The organism is Longibaculum muris, assembly GCF_004343035.1.
Taxonomy (GTDB): domain Bacteria; phylum Bacillota_I; class Bacilli_A; order Erysipelotrichales; family Coprobacillaceae; genus Longibaculum; species Longibaculum muris.
Window position 1 is genome coordinate 35,842 of the sequence record NZ_SMCQ01000014.1, and the last position, 21,025, is coordinate 56,866.

Here is a 21,025-nt window from a genome sequence, read left to right on the forward strand (position 1 = left end):
AATATTTCTACTATTAATATACCATAATATATCTTTGTTTCACATTATATTTATTCTTCATACAATAATTTCTATAGGATTTAACAAAGAAATTATATTCCATCATTATTCCTTAACCTATTAAATTTGGTTTTCATAATAAGAAAAACCAAAATCTACTCCTTATCGTCTATGCTATAATGTGTGCATAAATTTATAGAATACGGGAGAAAAAATATGAAGAATTTACAAATGAAATACAATGTTTTACATATCTTATTTTGGTTATCATATTTATCTATTTATGGTTATGTCGCTGTGTTTTTACAATATCGTGGTTTATCTAATACAGATATAGGTATTGTTACAGGAGCAGGAGCTATCTTTTCTATTTTCTTATCTCCTTTTGTTTCTTCATTGCTTACAAAAATTAATTCTTTATCTATTAAAAAATTAACTTTAATTCTTTATATAATGATGTTTTCTTTCTTCTTTTGTTTGACATTTTTATCACTCCCTGTTGTTTTTATTATGTTCTTTTATATTGGTTTATTAAGTTTAGTTGTTTCCATTGTTCCTTTTTTATCAATGATCTGTATGGATTATTTAAAAGCAGGACAATATATCAACTTTGGTTTATCTAGAGGTCTTGGTTCTGTATCATATGCTGCTGGAGCTGTACTTGTTGGACAACTTATTGATATAATAAACCCTACTGTTATTGGATATGTTCATCTTTTATCAAGTGTTCTGTTACTTGTCTTACTTTTTTCCATGCCTGATTATAAAATTGAAGAAGATAATCCCCAAGAGAATAAATCAAATATCTTTACGATTATCAAAAACTATAAAACTTTCTTTATTATTCTTGTTGCATTTGCATTTATGTTTGCTGCTTCTACATCTTTATCTACATATTTAATTAATATAGTAAAGAATCTTGGTGGTAACACTTCATTATATGGAATTGCTATATTTTGTATGGCTGCAAGTGAAATGCCTGTTATGTCTATGACGCATCATTTATTAAAAAAATATAAAGCTGAGACACTTATTCTTGTGGCTTCTGGATTTTATATTTTAAGAAATTTTACAATCTGTTTAGCTCCATCTTTACCAATTTTACTTATTGGAATGATGCTTCAAGGTTTTTCTTATGGTTTATTTACGGCAACGATTACTTATTATGTTAATGACTATTTAAAACAAGAAGATCAGATGATGGGACAAACAATGATTGGTATGATGTCAACTGGATTAGGTTCTGCTGTTGGTAATATCTTTGGTGGAGTACTACAAGATACTTTTGGGTTGACAAGTATGCTTATATTTGCATGTACTTTAACTTTTATAGGATTTGTTATTATGTTTATTGCACTCATTAAAAAGATTGGAATAAGATCAAAAAGATTTATGAATTAAGCTCTATCTTTTTAACTTTTCCATCTTTATCAGCAATATAACTATTTAAACACATCATAATAAATAATATATTTAGCCAATTTTCTTACGTCAAAACTTTTTTCTATTATAAGTATTAAATGCAGACTTTTTTGATTTAAAATTTGTTATATAATTAGGTATGAAAATATCAACTCCAAATGTAGTTTTTTTATTTCCTTAATTTATTTATATTTCTTCAATAGATATCAATGCAAGAAATGTGTATAATAAACAATGTATTATTTATAGGAGGTTTTTTTATGTTACTTGAACAAATAAATTCAGATCTACTTACTTTAGCTAAAGAATCTGATACAGTTTTACATGACATCTACGAAAAAATTGACTCTATTTGTCTAATAAATTCTAATCGAATCTTATCTGCTTTTATTGAAAATAAAGTTTCTTACTCTGATTTTAGTGATATTAATGGTTATGGAAACTATGATGAGGGAAGAAATAAGATTGAAAAGATTTTTGCAACTGTTCTTGGTTGTGAGGATGCTTTAGTACGTCCTCAAATTATGAGTGGAACAAATGCTTTATACATCACTCTTTCTGCTTTGTTAAAACATGGTGACACTATGATTTCATTGTCTGGTGCTCCTTATGATTCACTTCAAGAAATGATTGGAATAAGTGGAAATTCAAGTCAATCGCTAAAAGCTGCTGGAGTGAAGTATGAACAAATCGAATTAATTAATGATGATTTTGATGATCAAACGATTATTGAACGTTTAAAAGAAAATAATATTAAATTAGTTGAAATTCAAAGATCTAGAGGTTATTCGCATCGTAAGTCGTTATCAATAGAAAAGATTGAACGAATCATTAAAAAGATTCGTGAAGTCAATGATAAAGTCATTATTATGGTAGATAATTGTTATGGTGAATTGGTAGAAACTAAAGAACCAGGACATGTTGGTGCTGATATTGTTGTTGGATCTTTAATGAAGAATCTTGGTGGTGGGATTGCTCCAACTGGAGGATATATAGCCGGTAATCAAGATTTAGTTTATATGGTAGCTGAAAGATTAACAGCTCCAGGAATAGGAAAAGATTTAGGAGCTAATTTCAATTTAAATAATGCTTTTTTTAAAGGAATTTTCATGGCACCTAATGCCGTAAAAAACGCGTTAAAGACTGCTATATTTACAGCTTATATGTTGGAAAAACTAGAATATTCAAATGTATCTCCCCGCTATGATGAACCACGAACTGACATTATTCAAACATTGGAACTTAAATCTAAGGAGAATTTAGTAAACTTTACTCAAGGTATTCAACAAAGCAGTCCGATTGATTCATTTGTCCATGTTTTACCAGCTCCAATGCCTGGCTATCCTTTTGATGAGGTTATGGCTGCGGGTAGCTTTACTCAAGGCAGTACAATTGAATTAAGTGCTGATGCCCCAGTTATTGAACCATATACTTTATATATGCAAGGTGGTTTAACCTTTGAGTATGGAAAATTATCTATTTTATTAGCGTTATCAAATATGAAAAGGAAGTTGGATTAGCAACTTCCTTTTTGTCCACCATCAATTCGAATTACAGTATTATTAATAAAATCAGCTTCTTTGCTTACTAAAAACTTTACTAGATAAGCGACTTCTTGAGGATCCCCATAGCGATTAACCATGATTTTTTCAACCTCTTCTTTTAAAAATTGCTCATCATAACCATCCAGTTCATTTTCTGTACCAATGAAGCCAGGAGCAATACAGTTTACATTAACAAAAGGGGCAAATTCAAAGGCAAGATTATGTGTCATAGAAATCAATGCCGCTTTAGATGCATCATAATCAATACACATTGGATAATAAGTATTAATGCCATTTGTTGATGCGATATTAATGATTTTTCCATATTCTTGATCAATCATATGACGATAAACACGTTTACTACAATTAAATGCTCCTACTACATTTACATCTAATGTTCTTCTAAATTCTTCAGCATTTTTTAAATGGAATAAATTTGATAAATCTATGGCTGCATTATTAATCAAAATATCAACGCCACCAAGTTCTGTCTCAATCAAAGACACCATTTCATCTACTTCATCTTCTTTAGAAACATCTCCTGCAATTGCCAAACAACGTACACCATAATTATCAATAATCATATCTTTTAATGCCTCAGCTTCTTTTTTAGATGTCAAATAATTAATGACAATATCATATCCTTGTTTTGCCAATTCTAAAGCTATAGCTTTTCCAATTCCTTTAGCTCCTCCAGTAATCAATACAATTTTATTCATATTTTTAAAAAAGAGCTTATTAAGCTCTTCCTGCATACTTTCCATCAGTTGTAAACACAACGATTTTTTCTCCAGTATTAATAAACTGAGGAACACGTAATGTTAACCCTGTATCAGTAACGGCATCTTTTGTTTGGTTAGATGGTGCCCCCTTGATGGCAGGATCAGTTTCAACTACCGTTAATTCTACTTTTTCAGGAACAGATACTGATAACAATAATCCATCAAAGAACATTAATGAAACAGTTGAACCTTCAATAATATAATATTGATTGTCCCCTACTTGATCTTCAGCTAATTCATATGTTTCATATGTTTCTAGATCCATAAAATAAAAAGTAGAATCTGCCTTATATGAATATTGCGCATCTTTTCTTGAAATATTTGCTGCTTCAAACTTAGTCGATGCATTAAAGTTTCTTTCTTGAATCGATCCAGTTTTTAAATTTCTCATCTTTGTTTTTAAGATGGCCGCTCCTTTTCCTGGTTTTACATGTTGAAAGTCCATAACTTGGCAAGGATCGCCATCAATAATCAAAGTTAATCCTGTTTTAAAATCACCTGCTAATATAGCCATATTTTCACTCCTCATCTTGAATATATTAATATATACTTTATTCTATCAATTTTAACATCATTCCTCAAGACACATTATGATATTTGTGCTTGTTTTTGTATTGAATGTTCCTTAATATACCTACTCCACTTGATATAACCATATGTTGTATTAGTAAAATAACCTAATTTTAGAACTAATAAAACATATTGACCTGAAATAATATTTATAATGGCTTCAAGAAATGCACAAATATACCATGCAATCCACTGTTCTTGTAACCTAAAGAAAATAAACAATCCATTTGCAATTCCTACAGCTGAGGCACAAGCATCAATATAGATAATGAATGTTTCTAATAATTCATTGTTATAAAAATCCGTGGCAATATTTAAACCACTAATAAGATATCCAATGACAAACGTCCAAACAATGATTCCGATAATAACTAAAACTTCCTGATATCCTTTTAGTTTTCTTACTACCGTTAATTCATTTTCTTCATCATCCTTGTGTTTTGACCAATTTATATAACTAATAATATCAATTGGCAGCCAGAAAAATAATGTTGTTGCCATTGTAGCAAATCGATACATTAATACTACACACATAGCAATTTCAACAATTTCAACTAATACTGAAATAAGAAAATTATACCGTGATTGTTTAGAAATCAATAATTCACAGAGAATATTTAAGAATGTATCTAACAAATAAAGTAGCATAATGATAATTCCATTGACCCCATTAGCACTTTCTTCTGGGAATAATACGGAAAAAACCGTTGCTAGAACCATAATTGAAATAAACCATGATTTTTCATATGTTGTAAATTGTTTCGCAAATAACATCATAATTAAAATAGATAACATCAAGATAAAAGAAGCAATCCCAAAGTTAAATAACGGAGCTAATTCATTAGCTCTTACTTGTTTGTAGGAATACTGTACTTCTTGATTGTTTATATTTTGGTGATCAAAATATAATTTTGTTCCGTTTTTTGTTTCGTATTCATATGCTGTAATTGTCATATCATTTAATTTAGTATAGTCTTCATATGAATAAGAAACAATAAGTTGCTTGTCACCATTTGTATAAGTAACAGCACAAACTGTGTTATCTTCACTATAATCTTCTAAATCAGTATCTCTGGTCATTTGGATACTTTGTTTAAACTTTGCATTTTCAACATTAGCATTAATATCATACAAGCCATATCCAATTGATATAATCGAAGCAATACATAATCCTATTGAAAATATTACTTCTACCATTCTTAACCTTTTTTTAGGTTCCATGTTCATCTTAAAAAATTTAATCATACCAAACCTTCTTCCCCTATATATTTACATTTTTAATACGTTTACAACAAACTACCCTTACAAATGTCCTCTTGATATTTGTAGTAGGGCATTTGAAAACATTGTGATGATAATTTTAGGAATATTTGTTCATAAGAATCTTGTTTACCTTGATTCTTGATATATTCTTTTATTGTTTTCTCACTCGTATCCTTCTCACAACTCGAAACAAAAAATTCGCTACTCCACCATAAGGCCTTCTTAACTTCAGGCTGTTCAGCAAATATGTATTTTGTTGGACTATATTAAAAAACAGTTCTCACTGCATTTACTTCAATTAATAAAAAATGAATTTAACACTCAGTTTGGATGTCACTAGGATATTAAAACCTGAGCAATGCTATACTACTTCATCTTCACAGAGCAGATAAAGCCTTTAATAGTTCAATAATTCTTTGGATTATGCTTTAACAATTCAATTTTACCCTGTATTTTTTCTACAATATCATGAGCTGCTTTCTTATTATCAAGATCAATAGGTATATATCTTACAATATCCTTTAAATCACGTTTAAAGATATATTTCATTTTCTTCCATCATATCTTGATAAGCATCCATACTCATAAGAACCATATCTCCACATCCATTCTTAGTTAAATAAATAGGTTTACGAGTTTCGTGAACAATCTTTGAAATTTCAGACAATTTAGTTCTCAAGTCAAATATTGGCTTAATAATAATATTTTCCATGATTATCATCTCGTCAATAATATATCATATTTATATATAAATATACATATGAATTTTTATATTTGTGATTCTGTTTTACATCTTCATACTTATTCATTCCATTTATATTGAACAAAATACAACTGATATAAGCGCTAAACCAATGGAAAGATAATTTTCTTTCTTCAATTTCTCTTTAAATAAGAATCTTGATACTATAGTTAGAAAAATAATATATATTGAAGAGTATAATGGTGAATATAACGATACATCTAACCTAGCTAATGCTTCAAAAGAAAACAACATTCCAAAACAGCCAATGACTGTTCCAATTGCCACAAAACCATAATATCTAAAATCAATATTTTTTGTTAGTATTTTTAATGATTGTTTAGAACGCTTTATTAAAAAAACAAAAGCCAATAAAACTAGTGGAAACATAATGATATTGATCCACGATAAATATGATGAATTAGAAGTAGAACTATTACTTAGTGTAAATAGTTTATTAATACTATTCACATGACCACTTACTAAAAATAACAGTATACAAATGATATATCCAATCTTTGTTGTTTTATCATTTTTTATTTCATTATAATTAAATATAAATGGCACAAAAAACGCTAATAAAATGAAAATAATGCCTATTATTGTTGTAGTAGATATTTTTTCATTTAAAAAGATCATTCCAAATAAAGTTGGCCAAAGTAAATTGCCTGCATTCGTAGAAACCGTAACCATTGTTAGATTAACATTTGCCATACATATCAGTGTTAATATTTGACAAGCAACTATAACCAAACAAGCCATTAAAGCATAAATAAAAGACATAGTATCTATTTGAAGATTGAAACCAGCTAAAATATAATAACAGATAGCTGCAAGAAAACTCATTACTAATAAGTAAATATAATGACTCACCAGGGTATTTTCAACATTTTGCTGATAAAACTTATTAAAACACATTTGTCCTCCTGATGCTAAAACAAACAATAGTATAAATATTATTCCAATGAGCATATTACTCCTCCTTGTATTGATATATTAAAAAACAAGATTTTTATTTTCAAGAATCTTGTTTTTTTATTTGAATTCATAATCAATAAGTTATTTAAAATTATTCAACATATGTATTTTATCTTTTGACAGAAATTAACCCTCTATCTATATAACTTTGAATAGCTAAATCTATAGTTTCAAGATTTGTATATTTTGGTTTATATTCTAATAATCTTTTTTCCTTTTCAATGCTAAATGTTCCACTACGTATAATATGATAATAAGTATGCTCACATTCTTCTTTGTTTCCTTCGTATTCACACCACTCGTTCCAACCCAAGAATTTAATCTTTGGTTCATGACCAAAGAACTCATATAAATGTTTAGCATATCCATATAAAGTAATGCTATTTTCAGCTTCGGCATCAAAACTTTCTCCTAGTGATACATTTCTATGTGTTATAGCATTCATAAAGACTTGCGCAACATCATATCCATGCACATGATGAATAATTTCCATCCCAAAGTTTGGTAAAGCAATTTCTTTACCATCTGCAATATCTTGAATAACTCTCATAGAAGTATTTCCCCAAGGATTGATAATTGTCCATCCTGGTCCTGATATTTGTCCTGGCATTACAATCGTAGCAGGGAATCCATTTTTTCTGTATTCTTCCTTAAGATACATTTCACTAGCAAATTTATCTTTACCATATTCGTCTAATGGAACTTTATTCATATCATCTTTATTAAATGGTAATATTTCTGCCATCCCATGGGCCCAACAAGATGAACAATATAAATAGTGTGAGACATTTGACTTTTTGATAGCCTCTACCATTTTTTTAGTATCTTCAATATTAAAATTAACAAGATCAATAATTATATCTGGGTTCATAGAAATAACCTGTTCCTCAAAGTTTGAACATTTATTTCTATCTAAAAATACACTTTCTACATCTTTCCATGCATAATCATCTTCATATGGTTGACTATTTCCACGTGTAATACTTACAACCTCAAATCCATTTTTTACAAGCATAGGGCATAAATATGTTCCAATATGTCCCTTCCCGCCAATGACTACTGCTTTCATAACAAACCTCCTCTTTTTCTTTTTTTCACCATCATTATATTGATACGCATCATAAAGTAAATACATTGAAAGTATTAAAAAAAGGCTTTCTATAATTCCTTATAAAAATCCTTTAAATTATAGAAAGTCTTTCTAATCTGATATTTCATCAATAATAATATTTGTTTTCTTTCTTTTTTCAGTTGATTCAGCCACTTTTGTTTTATAAGCAAAGTGATTATCAAAGTTACTTGCAAAATAGCATGAATATAGTATGTCTAAAACCAAACTAATAGATTCAATTGTAGAAAATCCTGCTATCTTTGTATAAGACTTCTCCCTTGTTGTCAAAGACAGCTTTACATTTGAAATCTTAGATAAATCATTTTCTCCAATACTTGTTATAGCTATAATAGGAACATCATTATTTTTTAATAATTTAGCAGTTTCTATAAGTTCATTAGAAACTCCTGAATAAGAAATACAAATAGCACATGTTTGACTATCTGACATTATAGCTTCTTGATACATCATATTGCTATAAGAGTAAGTTTCACATTTTTTTCCAATGTGTCTAAATTTAAAACAGGCTTCCTCGGCCAAAAAACACAAGTTTGAAATAGCAAAAATCTTTATAACTTCACATTTTTCAATTAAATTAATTGCTTTCCTTAAATCATCATGATTTATTAAAGATAATGTATCCTCTAAACTTTCAGTTTTTAGTTTTGTAATCTTATTAGCAATTGTCATAATATCATCATTAGCTTTAAAAGGTTTATTGGCATCAATATTTTTAAATCTACTTTTTAAATAAGTCATTTCTTCCAAATAAGCATCCTTAAAAGCTAGATATCCATCATAACCTAATTTGTTAGCAATTCTAACCAATATAGATGGGGATGTATAAGTTTCTTTAGCTATCATTGTTGTAGTATAATGTCTTATATTTTCTTGCTTATTTCTTATAAACTCAATTACAATTTTTTCATTTGCAGTCCAGTTAATGTCATCAATTCTTTCTTCTATTAACACATTAATCGCCCCTCTTTAAATTTATTTTATCACAGAAACTTTATTTCAACAATTAGATATAAAATCATAAAGAAAAGACATAGTAACAAAGCTTTATTCAATATAAAAACGAGTGATATTACTATTCTAATAATAATATCACTCTTTCTTGAATTATTTTTTCTAATTGTTTTAAACGTTTATTTGATAATTTATATCTTGTATTTCTATCAAACTTAAAGTTAATTAATTTTCTTAATTTATCTTTTTGTCTAGATGTCATTAAAGGTTTTACAAATCCTATAAAATCCTGATAGGTTGCAGGTAGACGAGTTGAAACATAAGTATTTATATCATTAAAATCGCTGTCCATTGCATAGCATAATAAAGATAATCCATTATCAAAGATTGGTGCAGGATCTATTATCTTGTTTGTATGACTATCAACTAATAATCCAAAATTACCAAAGTGTCTATCTTCATTTAAGATAACAGCATCAAAAACCAGCATATCTATAAGTTCTTGATAATAATCTTCACCTAGATTCTTATAGTAATCTATAACGGCTTCAATACCGCCAGTTTTTACTAATCTACCAACAGGAATAAATGAAATATTCTGGCTTGTGAACAATTCACAAGTTGAGCATAATTTTCCTTTCCATTTAGATAAATCATAATCAATATGATTTAATTCCATTGTTTTTGCAACTTGACTTGCATAAAATTCTGAATATGGTTCTAGCCCACTATTCGCAAAACCCTCTGTTCCTGATTTATAAAGAATGACTTTTCCTTTTATTCTCCTCCATGATTTTGCAAGCATACCATTTGTAGTAAATTCTGGAGAAGAACGAAAAGATGATCTTGTATAACTTCCATATCCAGTAAATGCAATTGATGCAATATTTGTATTAAATGAATTTGTATAAAGGTTTTTATCAGCAAACAAATCTTTACAATCTTCTTTAACAACCCAATAACTATCATTGAGTGATAAACCTTGACATATTTCAATAATACCCTTTGTATCTTTTTCGTTTAATCCAAGTCGTGCTAAAAAATTTGATACATATGCTCTATTTCTTGGAATAGTTCTTTTTTCCAGCCATCGCTTTAATGATTTATCATCAATTTCTAAATCTAAAGGAAGATGATTTTTCATATTTTCATTAAATGAAGTTATATGAACTTGTAATCCATCATTTGTATTTTCCATAGAAAAATACAATAAATCATTATCAAATTGTTTTAAGATATAATTCATGAAAAACACACCCTTTCTATAAAAAACGAATACATAAGTAATATGTATTCGATCAATTACTTTTATGGTGGAGGCGGCGGGAATCGAACCCGCGTCCAAAAGCCGTCCCATATGAAGCGTCTACAGCTTATCTTGTGGAATGGGTTTAACTAAGCTACGATCCACAAGCAGTCTTTCACTTAGCGATTCTGTAAATTTTCGTGATATAAGTCCAGACTCCTTACACCCTTATCCTATGAGTTATGGTACCAGTTATATAACTATAGGCACGCTATATAGTGGCAGCTTTCATGTCTATGTCGACTAAGCGAAAGCGTAATTAGTTTGTCTGTTTCCGGATATTTGTTTGTGCATGTAACGTGTGCCCACGGCTGCAACTCCATTCAAACTGACCCCTGTCGAATCCAAGACGCCCCCATTAGTAAGCATTTTTCAATGCTCTTTCAATGTCACGTTTAGAATCTTTTTCTTTAAGATCTTGACGTTTGTCATATAATTTCTTACCTCTTGCTAAAGCAACTTCTACTTTTAGTTTTGAAGTATTGAAATATAACTTAGTAGGAACAATCGTTAAACCATTTTCTTTCTCTTCTTTTTGTAACTTCTTTATTTGTTTTTTATGAAGTAACAATTTTCTTGTACGAAGTGGCTCATGATTAAAACGATTGCCTTGTTCATAAGGAGCGATGTGCATGTTTTCAATAAAGGCTTCATCATTCTTAATACGAATAAATGAATCTTTTAAGTTCACACTACCCTTACGCACTGATTTAATCTCTGTACCTTTTAATTCAATACCTGCTTCATAAGTATCTAAGATAAAGAAATCATGATACGCTTTTTTATTTTGTGAAACGATCTTCATACACATCACTTCCTTTCTATCTTCTTTTTTGTCTAGTAAATCTTCTAGCCTTATTTATTTTACCTTTTTTCTTTCGATTTGTCTTTACTTTTTTGTCATTTAAATGAATTGTTTTCAATTTTTTTACTCTTGCTTTCATTCCTACAAGTTCAAAATCAACAGTTCTCTCTTTTTTACTAGAACCAATAACTCTTACTTTTACTTTATCTGACAATTTAAAAGTCTTACCAGTTCTTTCACCTCTTAACATAATATTCTTCTCATCATAATGATAATAATCATCTGTTAAATCAGTAATATGAACCAAACCATCAACAGTATTAGGTAACTCAACAAAGAAACCAAATTGTGTAATTGAAGAAATAATACCTTCAAATTCTTCACCAATATGACTTTCCATATATTCAGCCATCTTCATATCCATAACTTCTCGTTCAATATCAATAGATTCTCTTTCTCTAAAAGAAGATTGTTCTGCCAATTCAGGAATAACAGCTTCAAAATGAGCTGTTTCTTCATAATTTTGTTCAAACAAGAAATTTCTAATACATCTATGTACCAATAAATCTGGATAACGACGTATTGGAGATGTAAAGTGTGTATAATATTCATCAGCTAATCCAAAGTGTCCTAAACATTGACGATCATATCGCGCTTTTTGCATACATCTTAACAACAATGTTGAAATAACTGTATGTTCTTCTGTTCCCTTTGAAGCTTCGACAATAGCACTTAATTCATTTGGATAAACATGTTCTAATGAACCTTTAATTGTATAACCAAGTGGTTTTACAATTGCTGCAAATTGTTGAAGTTTCTTTAACTTAGGATGTTCATGAACACGATAGATAAATGGTAAATCCATCCATTTGAAATGTTGAGCAACAGTTTCATTAGCTTTCAACATAAATTCTTCAATAATCTTATCTGAGGCACCTCTTGTCCTTAAAACAACATCTGTTGGATGTCCTTTTTCATCAACTAATACCTTAGCCTCATTGACATCAAAATCAATAGCTCCTCTTTCATCTCTTTTACTTCTTAAAAGAGTTGCTAGCTCTTGCATTAAGAAAAACAATGGCACCACTTTCTCATATTTTTGTTGTAATGGGAAATCACCATCTAATATAGCATTCACATTGTTATAGGTCATACGATAAGATGAATGAATAACTGATGGAATAATCTCATGATTAACAACTTCACCATTCTTATCTATTTCCATTATACAACTTATTGTATATCGATCTGTATTAGGATTTAATGAACAAATTCCATTTGATAACTTATGTGGCAACATTGGAATGACTCTATCAACTAAATAAATAGACGTTCCTCTTTTTACTGCTTCTTTATCTAGTGGTGAACTCTCAGTCACATAATAAGAAACATCAGCAATATGAACACCTAATTGATAATGACCATTATCCAATTTCTTTAAAGAGATAGCATCATCTAAATCCTTAGCATCATCACCATCAATAGTTACAATGACTTCATTTCTTAAATCAACACGATTTTCAATATCACTAGGATCTATTTCCTCGGGAATATTTTCTATTTGCTGATATACTTCTTCAGGAAATTCAATATCCACATCATGAGCATGAACAATTGATAAAATATCAACACCAGGATCATTACGGTGTCCTATAATCTTAACAATATCACCTTTAATCTGTGGTTTAAATGTTTTCACTTCAACAACAACTTTATGTCCAGGCATAGCTCCATGCATATGTGCCGAATCAACAATAATTGGTTTTTCAAACTTGGAATCATCTGCCTTAACAAAATAATCTCTTTTTCCGCGTTTAACTTCTCCAACATATCTTAATTGTCCACGCTTAATAACACGTATAACACGTCCTTCTTCACGATTCCCATGTCCAGGAATTTTTTCAATCAAGACAGTATCTTTATTTAAGGCATCTTTCATATTTGATTCATGAACATAAAATTCAGTTTCTTCATCAATTCTAACAAATCCAAAACCTTTCTTATTAACTTCTAACACACCACTATAAAAGTTTAACTGATTAATTAAATAATAATCATTAAATTTACTTCTAACAATTAAACCTTCTTCTTCCATTTCATTTATCAATTTAATAAAAGAAATATAGTCAGTCGTATCAGTCATATGAAAATATTCAGCTAGTTCATTAATCTTTCTTCTTGTATAAGTTCTATCTTCTAATAATTTTAATATATCCTCTTTCATAATTTCACCTCCCTTTTATTCTACCCAATATAAATAAAAATAGGACACATAGTGTGCCCCATTGATTAACCCATTCTAATTAAGATTGCAATAACGAAAAACGCGATTGCAAGTCCAACAGTAATCCTAGAAAGTACTAAGTCAGCTCCTCTTTCTTTTTGATGAGCAAAAAGATTAGAACTTTGACCAGTCAAGGCGTTAACGATACCATCTGATTTTCCACTTTGTAATAGGCATACAATTATAAGAGCAACTGAAACAATCATTAATAATACATTTAAAATCATCTGAGTACCTCCTTTTCATCAAATTTTTATACACTAGCATTGCTATAATACCATAAGACCAAGTAAATTACAAGCTTTTCTCTTACTCATTATAGAAAACAAACTAATTTTTTATGTTCAATTTAAACACCTTTAATAAAATGGGTGCACATAAGAAAAAGAACAAAAAATTTCCCACTGCATGAAATGTATCAAACAATAATCCAGCTAAATAATAAACAATAAATAATGATGGTCCACCAATAACAAATTTATCTAATGACACAATAAATCCAAAAACATATCCCATTATAAAAGCAAATATTGCCATAACTAATATATTTGGTTTTTGATTTAATTTTTTATAAAAATCAACAATCATCTGTGTTAGTAAACATATCACTATCCATGCTAAAATTTGAAAGAAAGTCCAGATTCCCATCCCTAAATAAATGTTAGAAACTAAAGTTGTAACTAAAGTTAATTTGATTCCAAATGCCAAACCAAAAATCATAACTGATAAAATAATAATCGATGTCACTGGTTTGACATTTGGAACAGCTTGTAAAGCTATTCTAGAAGCAATATTGACTGCTGCTAAAATCCCAATCAGACTTATTTCTTTAACTTTACTCATTGACAATATAAATCCATTCTACTGTATCACCATTATTAACTTTATATGTTCCAGCACTGGCACTTGGAAAAGTACCATTGACTTTATATTTCCAACCAGATTGAGGTCCTTGGTCAAATTCATTTAATCCATTGATTCCTCTTACATAGATTGCTGGACCAAAACCATTGGTATTGACGTCTATCTTTTTCATTGTAGCTAGGCTTTTTAGAACATCATAGACACTTTGATCTTTTTCTATCTCAATAGTTTGATTAATAGTAAATACATCTGCTCCCTGTATGCTTACTTGAACTTTATCTTTTTGTGGTTTGACTTCTTCATATTTAGGTTTTTCTTGAGGAGTCTGTTGTGTTGTTTGGTTTGTTGTTGTATTGGTTGTCTGCTTTTTCTCTTTCTTTGTCGTTTCTGGCTGCTTTTCTTTCTTAGGTTTATCCTCAGTTTCTTTCTTATCTTCTTTTGTTGTTAGGGTGTCCTCTTTTTGAGGTGTCTCCACCGTTTCTGTTTTTTCAGCAACCGGCTTTTCTTTTGGCAAAGGTGTGGTTGTACGATAGATTCCAACAACACCGATAATGATAAAGCATATAACGACAAAGACTATTGTATATTTCTTTGTTTTATCCAAAATATTTTCTTCCTTTAACAACAACCCATCCACTCAATAACAACATTCCTAGATAAGCTCCTAATAGAGAACTATCACTTGTCTTAACGACTTTTGTCTTTTGCGGTTTAGCTTCATTGGTTTTATCTTTCTGTGGTGCTGGCTTGTTTTCTTCCTTTTTCACTAGTTCTTCCTTAACTTCCTCTTTAACAGGTTGAGATATAATCTCTTGATATAAGGCTTGTGCACTCTTATAAAGTGAACCATGATTATAGTATCCAACAGCTTGCACACCTTGAAGTGTTGCATAATAGTTTTCTTCACCTAGCTCACTATAATAAAAGCTTCCGTTGCTGTTTTGATATTTCAATAAAAGATCATAGGGATTATTGTCTCCCTTATTGTAAGTTGTTCCTTTGACCCCTGCTGCATCATAAGCCAACAATCCCATCAAGACACATGCTTGGGTATTCACATTGACTCCCATATAGCTATCAGCATAGCCACCTGTTTCATCTTGTGTAGATTGAATGTAGGCAAGTGCCTGATCGATGACTTCTTGATATTTTGCTGTATCAACTAGACTTAATGCTTCAATGACCCATGCTGTAACATCTAAACTTGGACCCCAGCTTGAACCAAAGGCTCCTTGTTCATCTATCAATGATGCAAGATAATCTGCTGCAATAGCTAATTTATCAGATTTAATGACATAGAGTGCATAAACACCATAAAGCTGGAAATTGGCTTCTGTGGAATCTTTTTTCTTATCAAATGCCCCATTATCATGTACGCATCCTTCTAGCATCTCAACATAATTAACTCCTTGATAGTTTCTTGGATCATCCTTATGTAAAGTAAGCGCAATAACTGTCTTAGCAATATCAGAAGCATATCCGGTATTCACAATATTTTCCATTGGCAAAGATGATACATCTAAACCTAATGATGCATAAGCAAAGACTTCATCTGTACTTTGTAATACGGTTTTCTTTTGATAATAGCTTTTTGCTGTCTGATAGCTTTCTTCATAACTCATGGCATGAGTCATTGTGAACTGACTTGCTATCAAAGTCATCACAATCCATAGACTTGTTAAAACTTTTTTCATTTCTTTGTCCTCCAATTCTTCTAGACAAAAAATAGGACGTACTCGTCCTAGACTTTAGACTAGAACTACTTTATTCACCGTAAAGTGTATTCTAAGATGTTGGCATGTATTCCGGCTCAAGTTCATCGTATCAGCGCCTTCCCAGTTTCCCAGTGACATATTGCTTCAACTCTCTTTTACGGCTGCGGGACAGCTCAGGATTTTCACCTGATTCCATTTTGATAAAGTATCTTTATACTTTAACCAACAAATTTATCAACTTTTACTTTGTCATTATATAATAATTTGTTTGATATTTACACATATATTTCAAAAAATACTGGTCATAGATATTTCTATCTATGACCATTGTATTAGTTTGTACAAATAATTACTCTTATAAGTTTTGGTCTTTCTTCTTCAGGTAATCCTAATTCTTCCATTGCTTCTTGATATGATATATTATGTTTCACGGCATAATTATTAATCATTTCAGCTTTTCCTTTTTGCCTTCCTTCATTAAATCCATCTTGTTTAGCCTTTTTTTCAAATTGACTTATACTTTCACACATTGCTTCTATCCCTCCTCGATCTTCTTTATAAAAACGTACTCTTTCTTTTAAAACTTCATAATACATATCATCAGGATTTACATATACCAAATCATGGGCAAGTTTTCCTATTGGTGATTCATCCTGATATGCTGTATTCATAAAAATCAAATCTAAACCTTTTTGAGCTATATGATCATATTCATCATTTTCATCATGATCTATATAGTAAACTGTTTTCCCTTCATCAAATATATCTTCATTTGTAATAATGACAGTCGAAATAATTGGTAAACGACTCCACTCATGATTTGGCCAACTTGCTTTATTGAACTCTCTTTCTTCATACACCTCATTTCTTGTTTTGGCTGCATACTCTTGGGTATGTACACACACTCCAACAAAATGTCTCCCTTCTAATTCAAAGATAAAATCAAAAGGTAGATTATCTCTTTGAAATTCATATTTTGAATATACAGAAATAATATCTCCTTCATTAGGAAAGACAATATCTTTGAACAATTGGATACAACGATAATCTCTAAAAACTATCTTCATAAAGAGATTATCCATCAAACAACTTTGTTGAATTGCTGTTTCATACATTTCTTTTGTTATTTCAGTCTCCATTTTTTTCACCTCTCTTTCTTTTTAATTTTGAGAAAGTTTTCTTGATTTATCTTTTTATCAAATAACCCCTCTACTATATATATACGAACCTAACCCCCCCCATTTTTCTTTTTTTATTTTCATTTCACATAAATTTCACATAATCCAATTAAAAAAAGAGATTTCTCAAAAGAAATCTCCTATAAACGAATAATCTGTTTCCCAAGCCATACCCCTATTAAACATCCCATCACACTCAATCCAATATATAACAATGAAACGCCATACTTTCCCATATCCATCAAATTCATAGCCTCTAATGAAAACGTAGAGAATGTTGTAAAGCCTCCACAAACCCCAGTCTTTAAAAACAATGTCATTGATGAAGATATATTCTCTCTTTCAGCCAAACCAACAACAATCCCAATCAATAATGCTCCTAACATATTTGTTATTAAAGTTAAGATTGGAAAATCATTTTTAATAGGTAAACAACTGATTCCATATCTTAAAATAGCACCAATTGCTCCACCTATTCCAACATATATAAATTTATCCATAATTATTCTTCCATTGCAACAACACTAAATCTTTGATTTTTTTCAATTAAAGTGACTGTTGTTGTGTATTCTTCTACATTTAAAATTGGATTCACATCAGCAAATGTTATTTTAATTCTTACATCATAATAACTATAATCTTCTAATCCAGATAAAGCTTTATATGAATCTTGATTAGAAATGATATCATAATGAATAACTTCTGGTAAATCTGTTTGATTTTTTATAAAGGTATTTGCATTCTTATAATATCCATTTTTAGCATAAGCTGTAAAATCATCTTTTTTATCACTATAGAAATAATGAATACCACCTATTTGATTTTCTTTTTTATTAGATAAAGTAAAATAATCAGCCAAGAAATATGCTGCCACATCTTGTCTTATATCTGGTTTATTATTTCTTTCAATAGCCGTTTTTAATTGATTATAAATATCACTCATTAGTTCTGTTTCATTATCAGCTTCTTTATATTCGACTGTTTGAACAGGTTTATGTGTAGGAGTTGAATTTTGTTTATTGAAAGCAAAGACAAGTGAAAAGATAATTGCTATAACAATAAGTGCAATAACCGCATACTTCTTCTTTGCTCTTTCAACAATTCTACGATAGGGTTTAGTATCTTTAATCGAAGGTAAATATTCACTTTTAATAAAAATATTCATAATTGTTAAAACTGGTTTATATTTACGATCTATCATATTTGTTGCTTCAACAAAGACTTCAAATAATAACATTAGTGTTAAAAAGAGAATAGTTGCTGCTATTTTATCATAAAGATAGATGTATGAACAAAGTGAGAATAATATTGTTACTACATATAAAATGAGAACACTTTTTGTTTGACCTAATTCTAATGAAAACATTAACTTATGATGTAAATGATTCTTATCGGCTTCACTAAAGCTTTTATGATGAACTTTTCTTCTAATAATTGCAATTAAAGTATCCATAATAGGAACCATTAAAACAACGATTGGTGCTCCTAAAGTAAAGAACGATGAACTCTTATAACCAAAGCCTAATAAAGAAATAACAGCTATCATATAACCAATAAACAAAGCTCCACAGTCTCCTAAAAAGACAGAAGCAGGATGAAAGTTATAAACCAAGAAACCACCAATAGCTCCAGCAAGAAGTAAAGACAAAGATGAAATATCGGTTCTTCCATAAGTTAAAGAAGTCAAAGATATTGTCACTAAGACAATAATTGAAATTCCTCCACATAAACCATCTAATCCATCAATCAAATTCACTGCATTACTAATCCCTACAATCCATCCAATCGTAATAATAATTGCAATAACATGAGAAAAAGAAGATGGCAAAAATGGAATTATAAACCCTTTTAAAGAAATTCCTCCATAAACAATAACAACCAATGCCGCAATAATCTGTCCTAACATTTTAAATTTAGGCGATAAATCATGAATATCATCATAGAACCCTGTTAAAAATACAATAAAACCACCAATCAATATTGAATTGATTTGAATATCGGTTTTTAAAAAAATCATTGTTCCAATTAAGAAACTTGCATAAATAGCATAACCACCAGTTCTTGCAATAATTCCTTTATGGATTGTTCTTTTATTTGTATGAGCAATGATACCAAGTTTTTTTGATACTTTGCTTACAATAGGAACAAGAATTAAACTTATGATAAATGTTACCACAAAAGATAAACATATTTCTAAACTCATATCAATGCCCCTTTCTTTAATGTATTATATTACAAATTGAAGCAAATTTATAGAAAATCTTTTTTACCCTTAAATATTTATTATAAAAATGGTATAATGATGGCGTACAAGGAGGAAAACGAATATGCACAAATTAGGTATTTCCGTATACCCAGATAAATCTCCTAGAGATGAGGTATACGCATACATGGAAAAAGCTGCTAAATTGGGATATAGCAGAATTTTTACATGTTTCTTATCTATCCCTGAAGATAAAAGGGAAAGTTATTTAGTTGAATTTAAGGAATTTATGACAAAGGCTCATGAATTAGGATTTGAGGTTGCTGCCGATACAAATCCAGAAGTCTTTAAATTAATTGGAGCAACTCCAGATAATTTAAAACCATTCGCTGATTTGGGACTTGATATTATCAGAATGGATGGAAACTTTGGTACTCAAGGGGATATTCAATTAACACGTAATCCTTACAATATTAAAATTGAATTTAATGCAAGTATGGATATGGGTGTTGAATTATTAATTAATAGAGGTGGTAACAAGGATCAAATGACTATGTGCCATAACTTCTTCCCAGAACGTTATTCTGGTTTGGATTTTGATTTATTTATGGAATACAATAGTTATTGGAAAGAATTAAATTTACATACTGCTGCTTTTGTTTCTAGTAACAATGAAAATACAATTGGACCATGGGAAGTTTTCTGTGGTTTACCAACTGTTGAAATTATGAGAGGTTTACCAATTGATCTTCAAGCTCGTTATTTATTAGCAACTGGTGATGTTGATGATATTTTAATTGGTAACTATCCTGCTAGTGATGAAGAATTAGAAGCTTTAGCTAATGTTGATTTACAAGTTCTTCAAATTAGAGTTGATGAAGCAGAAGGTGTTATTGATAATGAAAGAATGGTTATGTATGAATATGCTCCTCATTGGGATCGTTATGATCATTCTTCATTTATGTTACGTTCTTCTATGTCAAGAGTTTGGTTTAAGGAAAAGAAAAGTGTTCAAGATGGATCAGTTGCTACAGTGGCAGATAAACAAATTGATTCACAATCTATTCCTTATAGAGATCCAGGTAAGAAAGTCTTTACTCGTGGTGATGTATTAGTTGTTAATGATAATTTAGCTCATTATCGTGGAGAATTAGAAATTGTTTTAACTGAGATTCCTAATGATGGTGAACGTAATTTAGTAGCAACAGTCAAACCTGAAGAATTAATGTTATTGGATTTTGTAAAACCAGGACATCATTTTAAAATTACTAAATAAGTAAAAAAGT

22 protein-coding genes, 1 other RNA gene and 1 riboswitch are annotated in these 21,025 nt (G+C 29.7%); of the genes, 3 read left to right on the forward strand and 20 right to left on the reverse strand.

Annotated elements, in window-relative coordinates; translation table 11 throughout:
* The first annotated feature begins 216 nt into the window (after positions 1-216).
* Both EDD60_RS10015 and EDD60_RS10020 read left to right on the forward strand, forming a co-directional pair.
* Entirely contained in the window at positions 217-1,401 is a 1,185-nt protein-coding gene (locus tag EDD60_RS10015; RefSeq protein WP_066444885.1) for an MFS transporter, read from the forward strand.
* A gap of 281 nt (positions 1,402-1,682) precedes the next feature.
* A complete protein-coding gene (locus EDD60_RS10020; protein WP_066444887.1) occupies positions 1,683-2,942 on the forward strand; it encodes a methionine gamma-lyase family protein in 1,260 nt (419 codons plus the stop codon).
* On the opposite strand, the gene EDD60_RS10025 is transcribed toward EDD60_RS10020, so the two are convergent.
* The 20 genes from EDD60_RS10025 to EDD60_RS10120 form a co-directional block, all read right to left on the reverse strand.
* Positions 2,939-3,685 (reverse strand): SDR family NAD(P)-dependent oxidoreductase, encoded by a 747-nt coding sequence (locus tag EDD60_RS10025; protein WP_066444898.1) that lies wholly within the window; start codon positions 3,683-3,685, stop codon positions 2,939-2,941. The two genes, EDD60_RS10020 and EDD60_RS10025, sit on opposite strands and share 4 nt — an antisense overlap.
* Positions 3,686-3,704: 19 nt before the next feature.
* Positions 3,705-4,262, reverse strand: coding sequence for an elongation factor P (gene efp, locus EDD60_RS10030; protein ID WP_066444889.1), 558 nt, complete (start codon positions 4,260-4,262; stop codon positions 3,705-3,707).
* Between the two features lie 74 nt (positions 4,263-4,336).
* Positions 4,337-5,563, reverse strand: coding sequence for a nicotinamide riboside transporter PnuC (pnuC, locus tag EDD60_RS10035; protein ID WP_132226390.1), 1,227 nt, complete (start codon positions 5,561-5,563; stop codon positions 4,337-4,339).
* A 41-nt stretch (positions 5,564-5,604) separates the two neighbouring features.
* The gene (locus tag EDD60_RS16740) at positions 5,605-5,829 is read right to left on the reverse strand and encodes a transposase (protein ID WP_082787342.1); all 225 of its coding nucleotides are present in this window, start codon (positions 5,827-5,829) and stop codon (positions 5,605-5,607) included.
* A 157-nt stretch (positions 5,830-5,986) separates the two neighbouring features.
* A complete protein-coding gene (locus EDD60_RS10045; protein WP_132226391.1) occupies positions 5,987-6,130 on the reverse strand; it encodes a type II toxin-antitoxin system RelE/ParE family toxin in 144 nt (47 codons plus the stop codon).
* On the reverse strand, positions 6,114-6,293 hold the full coding sequence (locus EDD60_RS10050; RefSeq protein ID WP_066444895.1) for a type II toxin-antitoxin system Phd/YefM family antitoxin: 180 nt from the start codon (positions 6,291-6,293) through the stop codon (positions 6,114-6,116). Before EDD60_RS10050 ends, EDD60_RS10045 begins: the two co-directional genes overlap by 17 nt.
* Before the next feature lie 102 nt (positions 6,294-6,395).
* Positions 6,396-7,295 (reverse strand): EamA family transporter, encoded by a 900-nt coding sequence (locus EDD60_RS10055; protein WP_066446988.1) that lies wholly within the window; start codon positions 7,293-7,295, stop codon positions 6,396-6,398.
* Between the two features lie 115 nt (positions 7,296-7,410).
* Complete coding sequence (locus tag EDD60_RS10060; RefSeq protein WP_066446989.1) at positions 7,411-8,370, reverse strand: NAD-dependent epimerase/dehydratase family protein; 960 nt, start codon at positions 8,368-8,370, stop codon at positions 7,411-7,413.
* A 132-nt stretch (positions 8,371-8,502) separates the two neighbouring features.
* Positions 8,503-9,384 (reverse strand): MurR/RpiR family transcriptional regulator, encoded by an 882-nt coding sequence (locus EDD60_RS10065; RefSeq protein ID WP_066446990.1) that lies wholly within the window; start codon positions 9,382-9,384, stop codon positions 8,503-8,505.
* A 121-nt stretch (positions 9,385-9,505) separates the two neighbouring features.
* Positions 9,506-10,630 (reverse strand): HipA domain-containing protein, encoded by a 1,125-nt coding sequence (locus EDD60_RS10070; RefSeq protein ID WP_066446992.1) that lies wholly within the window; start codon positions 10,628-10,630, stop codon positions 9,506-9,508.
* A 65-nt stretch (positions 10,631-10,695) separates the two neighbouring features.
* Positions 10,696-11,047, reverse strand: a transfer-messenger RNA (tmRNA) gene (gene ssrA, locus EDD60_RS10075).
* Between the two features lies 1 nt (position 11,048).
* Positions 11,049-11,501 (reverse strand): SsrA-binding protein SmpB, encoded by a 453-nt coding sequence (gene smpB / locus EDD60_RS10080; protein WP_257529095.1) that lies wholly within the window; start codon positions 11,499-11,501, stop codon positions 11,049-11,051.
* A gap of 10 nt (positions 11,502-11,511) precedes the next feature.
* Positions 11,512-13,719 carry a ribonuclease R gene (gene rnr / locus EDD60_RS10085; protein ID WP_066446997.1) on the reverse strand — a complete coding sequence of 736 codons (2,208 nt, stop codon included), beginning with the start codon at positions 13,717-13,719 and terminating at the stop codon, positions 11,512-11,514.
* Between the two features lie 65 nt (positions 13,720-13,784).
* Positions 13,785-14,006, reverse strand: a complete 222-nt coding sequence (gene secG, locus EDD60_RS10090; protein WP_066447007.1) for a preprotein translocase subunit SecG — start codon at positions 14,004-14,006, stop codon at positions 13,785-13,787.
* A gap of 103 nt (positions 14,007-14,109) precedes the next feature.
* The gene (locus EDD60_RS10095) at positions 14,110-14,622 is read right to left on the reverse strand and encodes a hypothetical protein (protein ID WP_066447010.1); all 513 of its coding nucleotides are present in this window, start codon (positions 14,620-14,622) and stop codon (positions 14,110-14,112) included.
* Complete coding sequence (locus EDD60_RS10100; RefSeq protein WP_132226393.1) at positions 14,615-15,247, reverse strand: DUF4430 domain-containing protein; 633 nt, start codon at positions 15,245-15,247, stop codon at positions 14,615-14,617. Before EDD60_RS10100 ends, EDD60_RS10095 begins: the two co-directional genes overlap by 8 nt.
* Positions 15,240-16,337: a prenyltransferase/squalene oxidase repeat-containing protein gene (locus EDD60_RS10105; protein ID WP_066447016.1), complete on the reverse strand. Its 1,098-nt coding sequence runs from the start codon at positions 16,335-16,337 to the stop codon at positions 15,240-15,242. Before EDD60_RS10105 ends, EDD60_RS10100 begins: the two co-directional genes overlap by 8 nt.
* Before the next feature lie 84 nt (positions 16,338-16,421).
* Positions 16,422-16,600: riboswitch (cobalamin riboswitch) on the reverse strand.
* 90 nt (positions 16,601-16,690) lie between these two features.
* The gene (locus EDD60_RS10110; RefSeq protein ID WP_066447019.1) at positions 16,691-17,497 is read right to left on the reverse strand and encodes a hypothetical protein; all 807 of its coding nucleotides are present in this window, start codon (positions 17,495-17,497) and stop codon (positions 16,691-16,693) included.
* Positions 17,498-17,676: 179 nt separating this feature from the next.
* Complete coding sequence (crcB, locus tag EDD60_RS10115) at positions 17,677-18,036, reverse strand: fluoride efflux transporter CrcB (protein WP_066447022.1); 360 nt, start codon at positions 18,034-18,036, stop codon at positions 17,677-17,679.
* A 2-nt stretch (positions 18,037-18,038) separates the two neighbouring features.
* Positions 18,039-19,739: an MraY family glycosyltransferase gene (locus tag EDD60_RS10120; RefSeq protein WP_066447024.1), complete on the reverse strand. Its 1,701-nt coding sequence runs from the start codon at positions 19,737-19,739 to the stop codon at positions 18,039-18,041.
* Between the two features lie 124 nt (positions 19,740-19,863).
* Here EDD60_RS10120 and EDD60_RS10125 point away from each other — a divergent pair, with 124 nt between their 5' ends.
* Entirely contained in the window at positions 19,864-21,015 is a 1,152-nt protein-coding gene (locus EDD60_RS10125) for a DUF871 domain-containing protein (protein ID WP_066447026.1), read from the forward strand.
* The last annotated feature ends 10 nt before the right edge of the window (positions 21,016-21,025 follow it).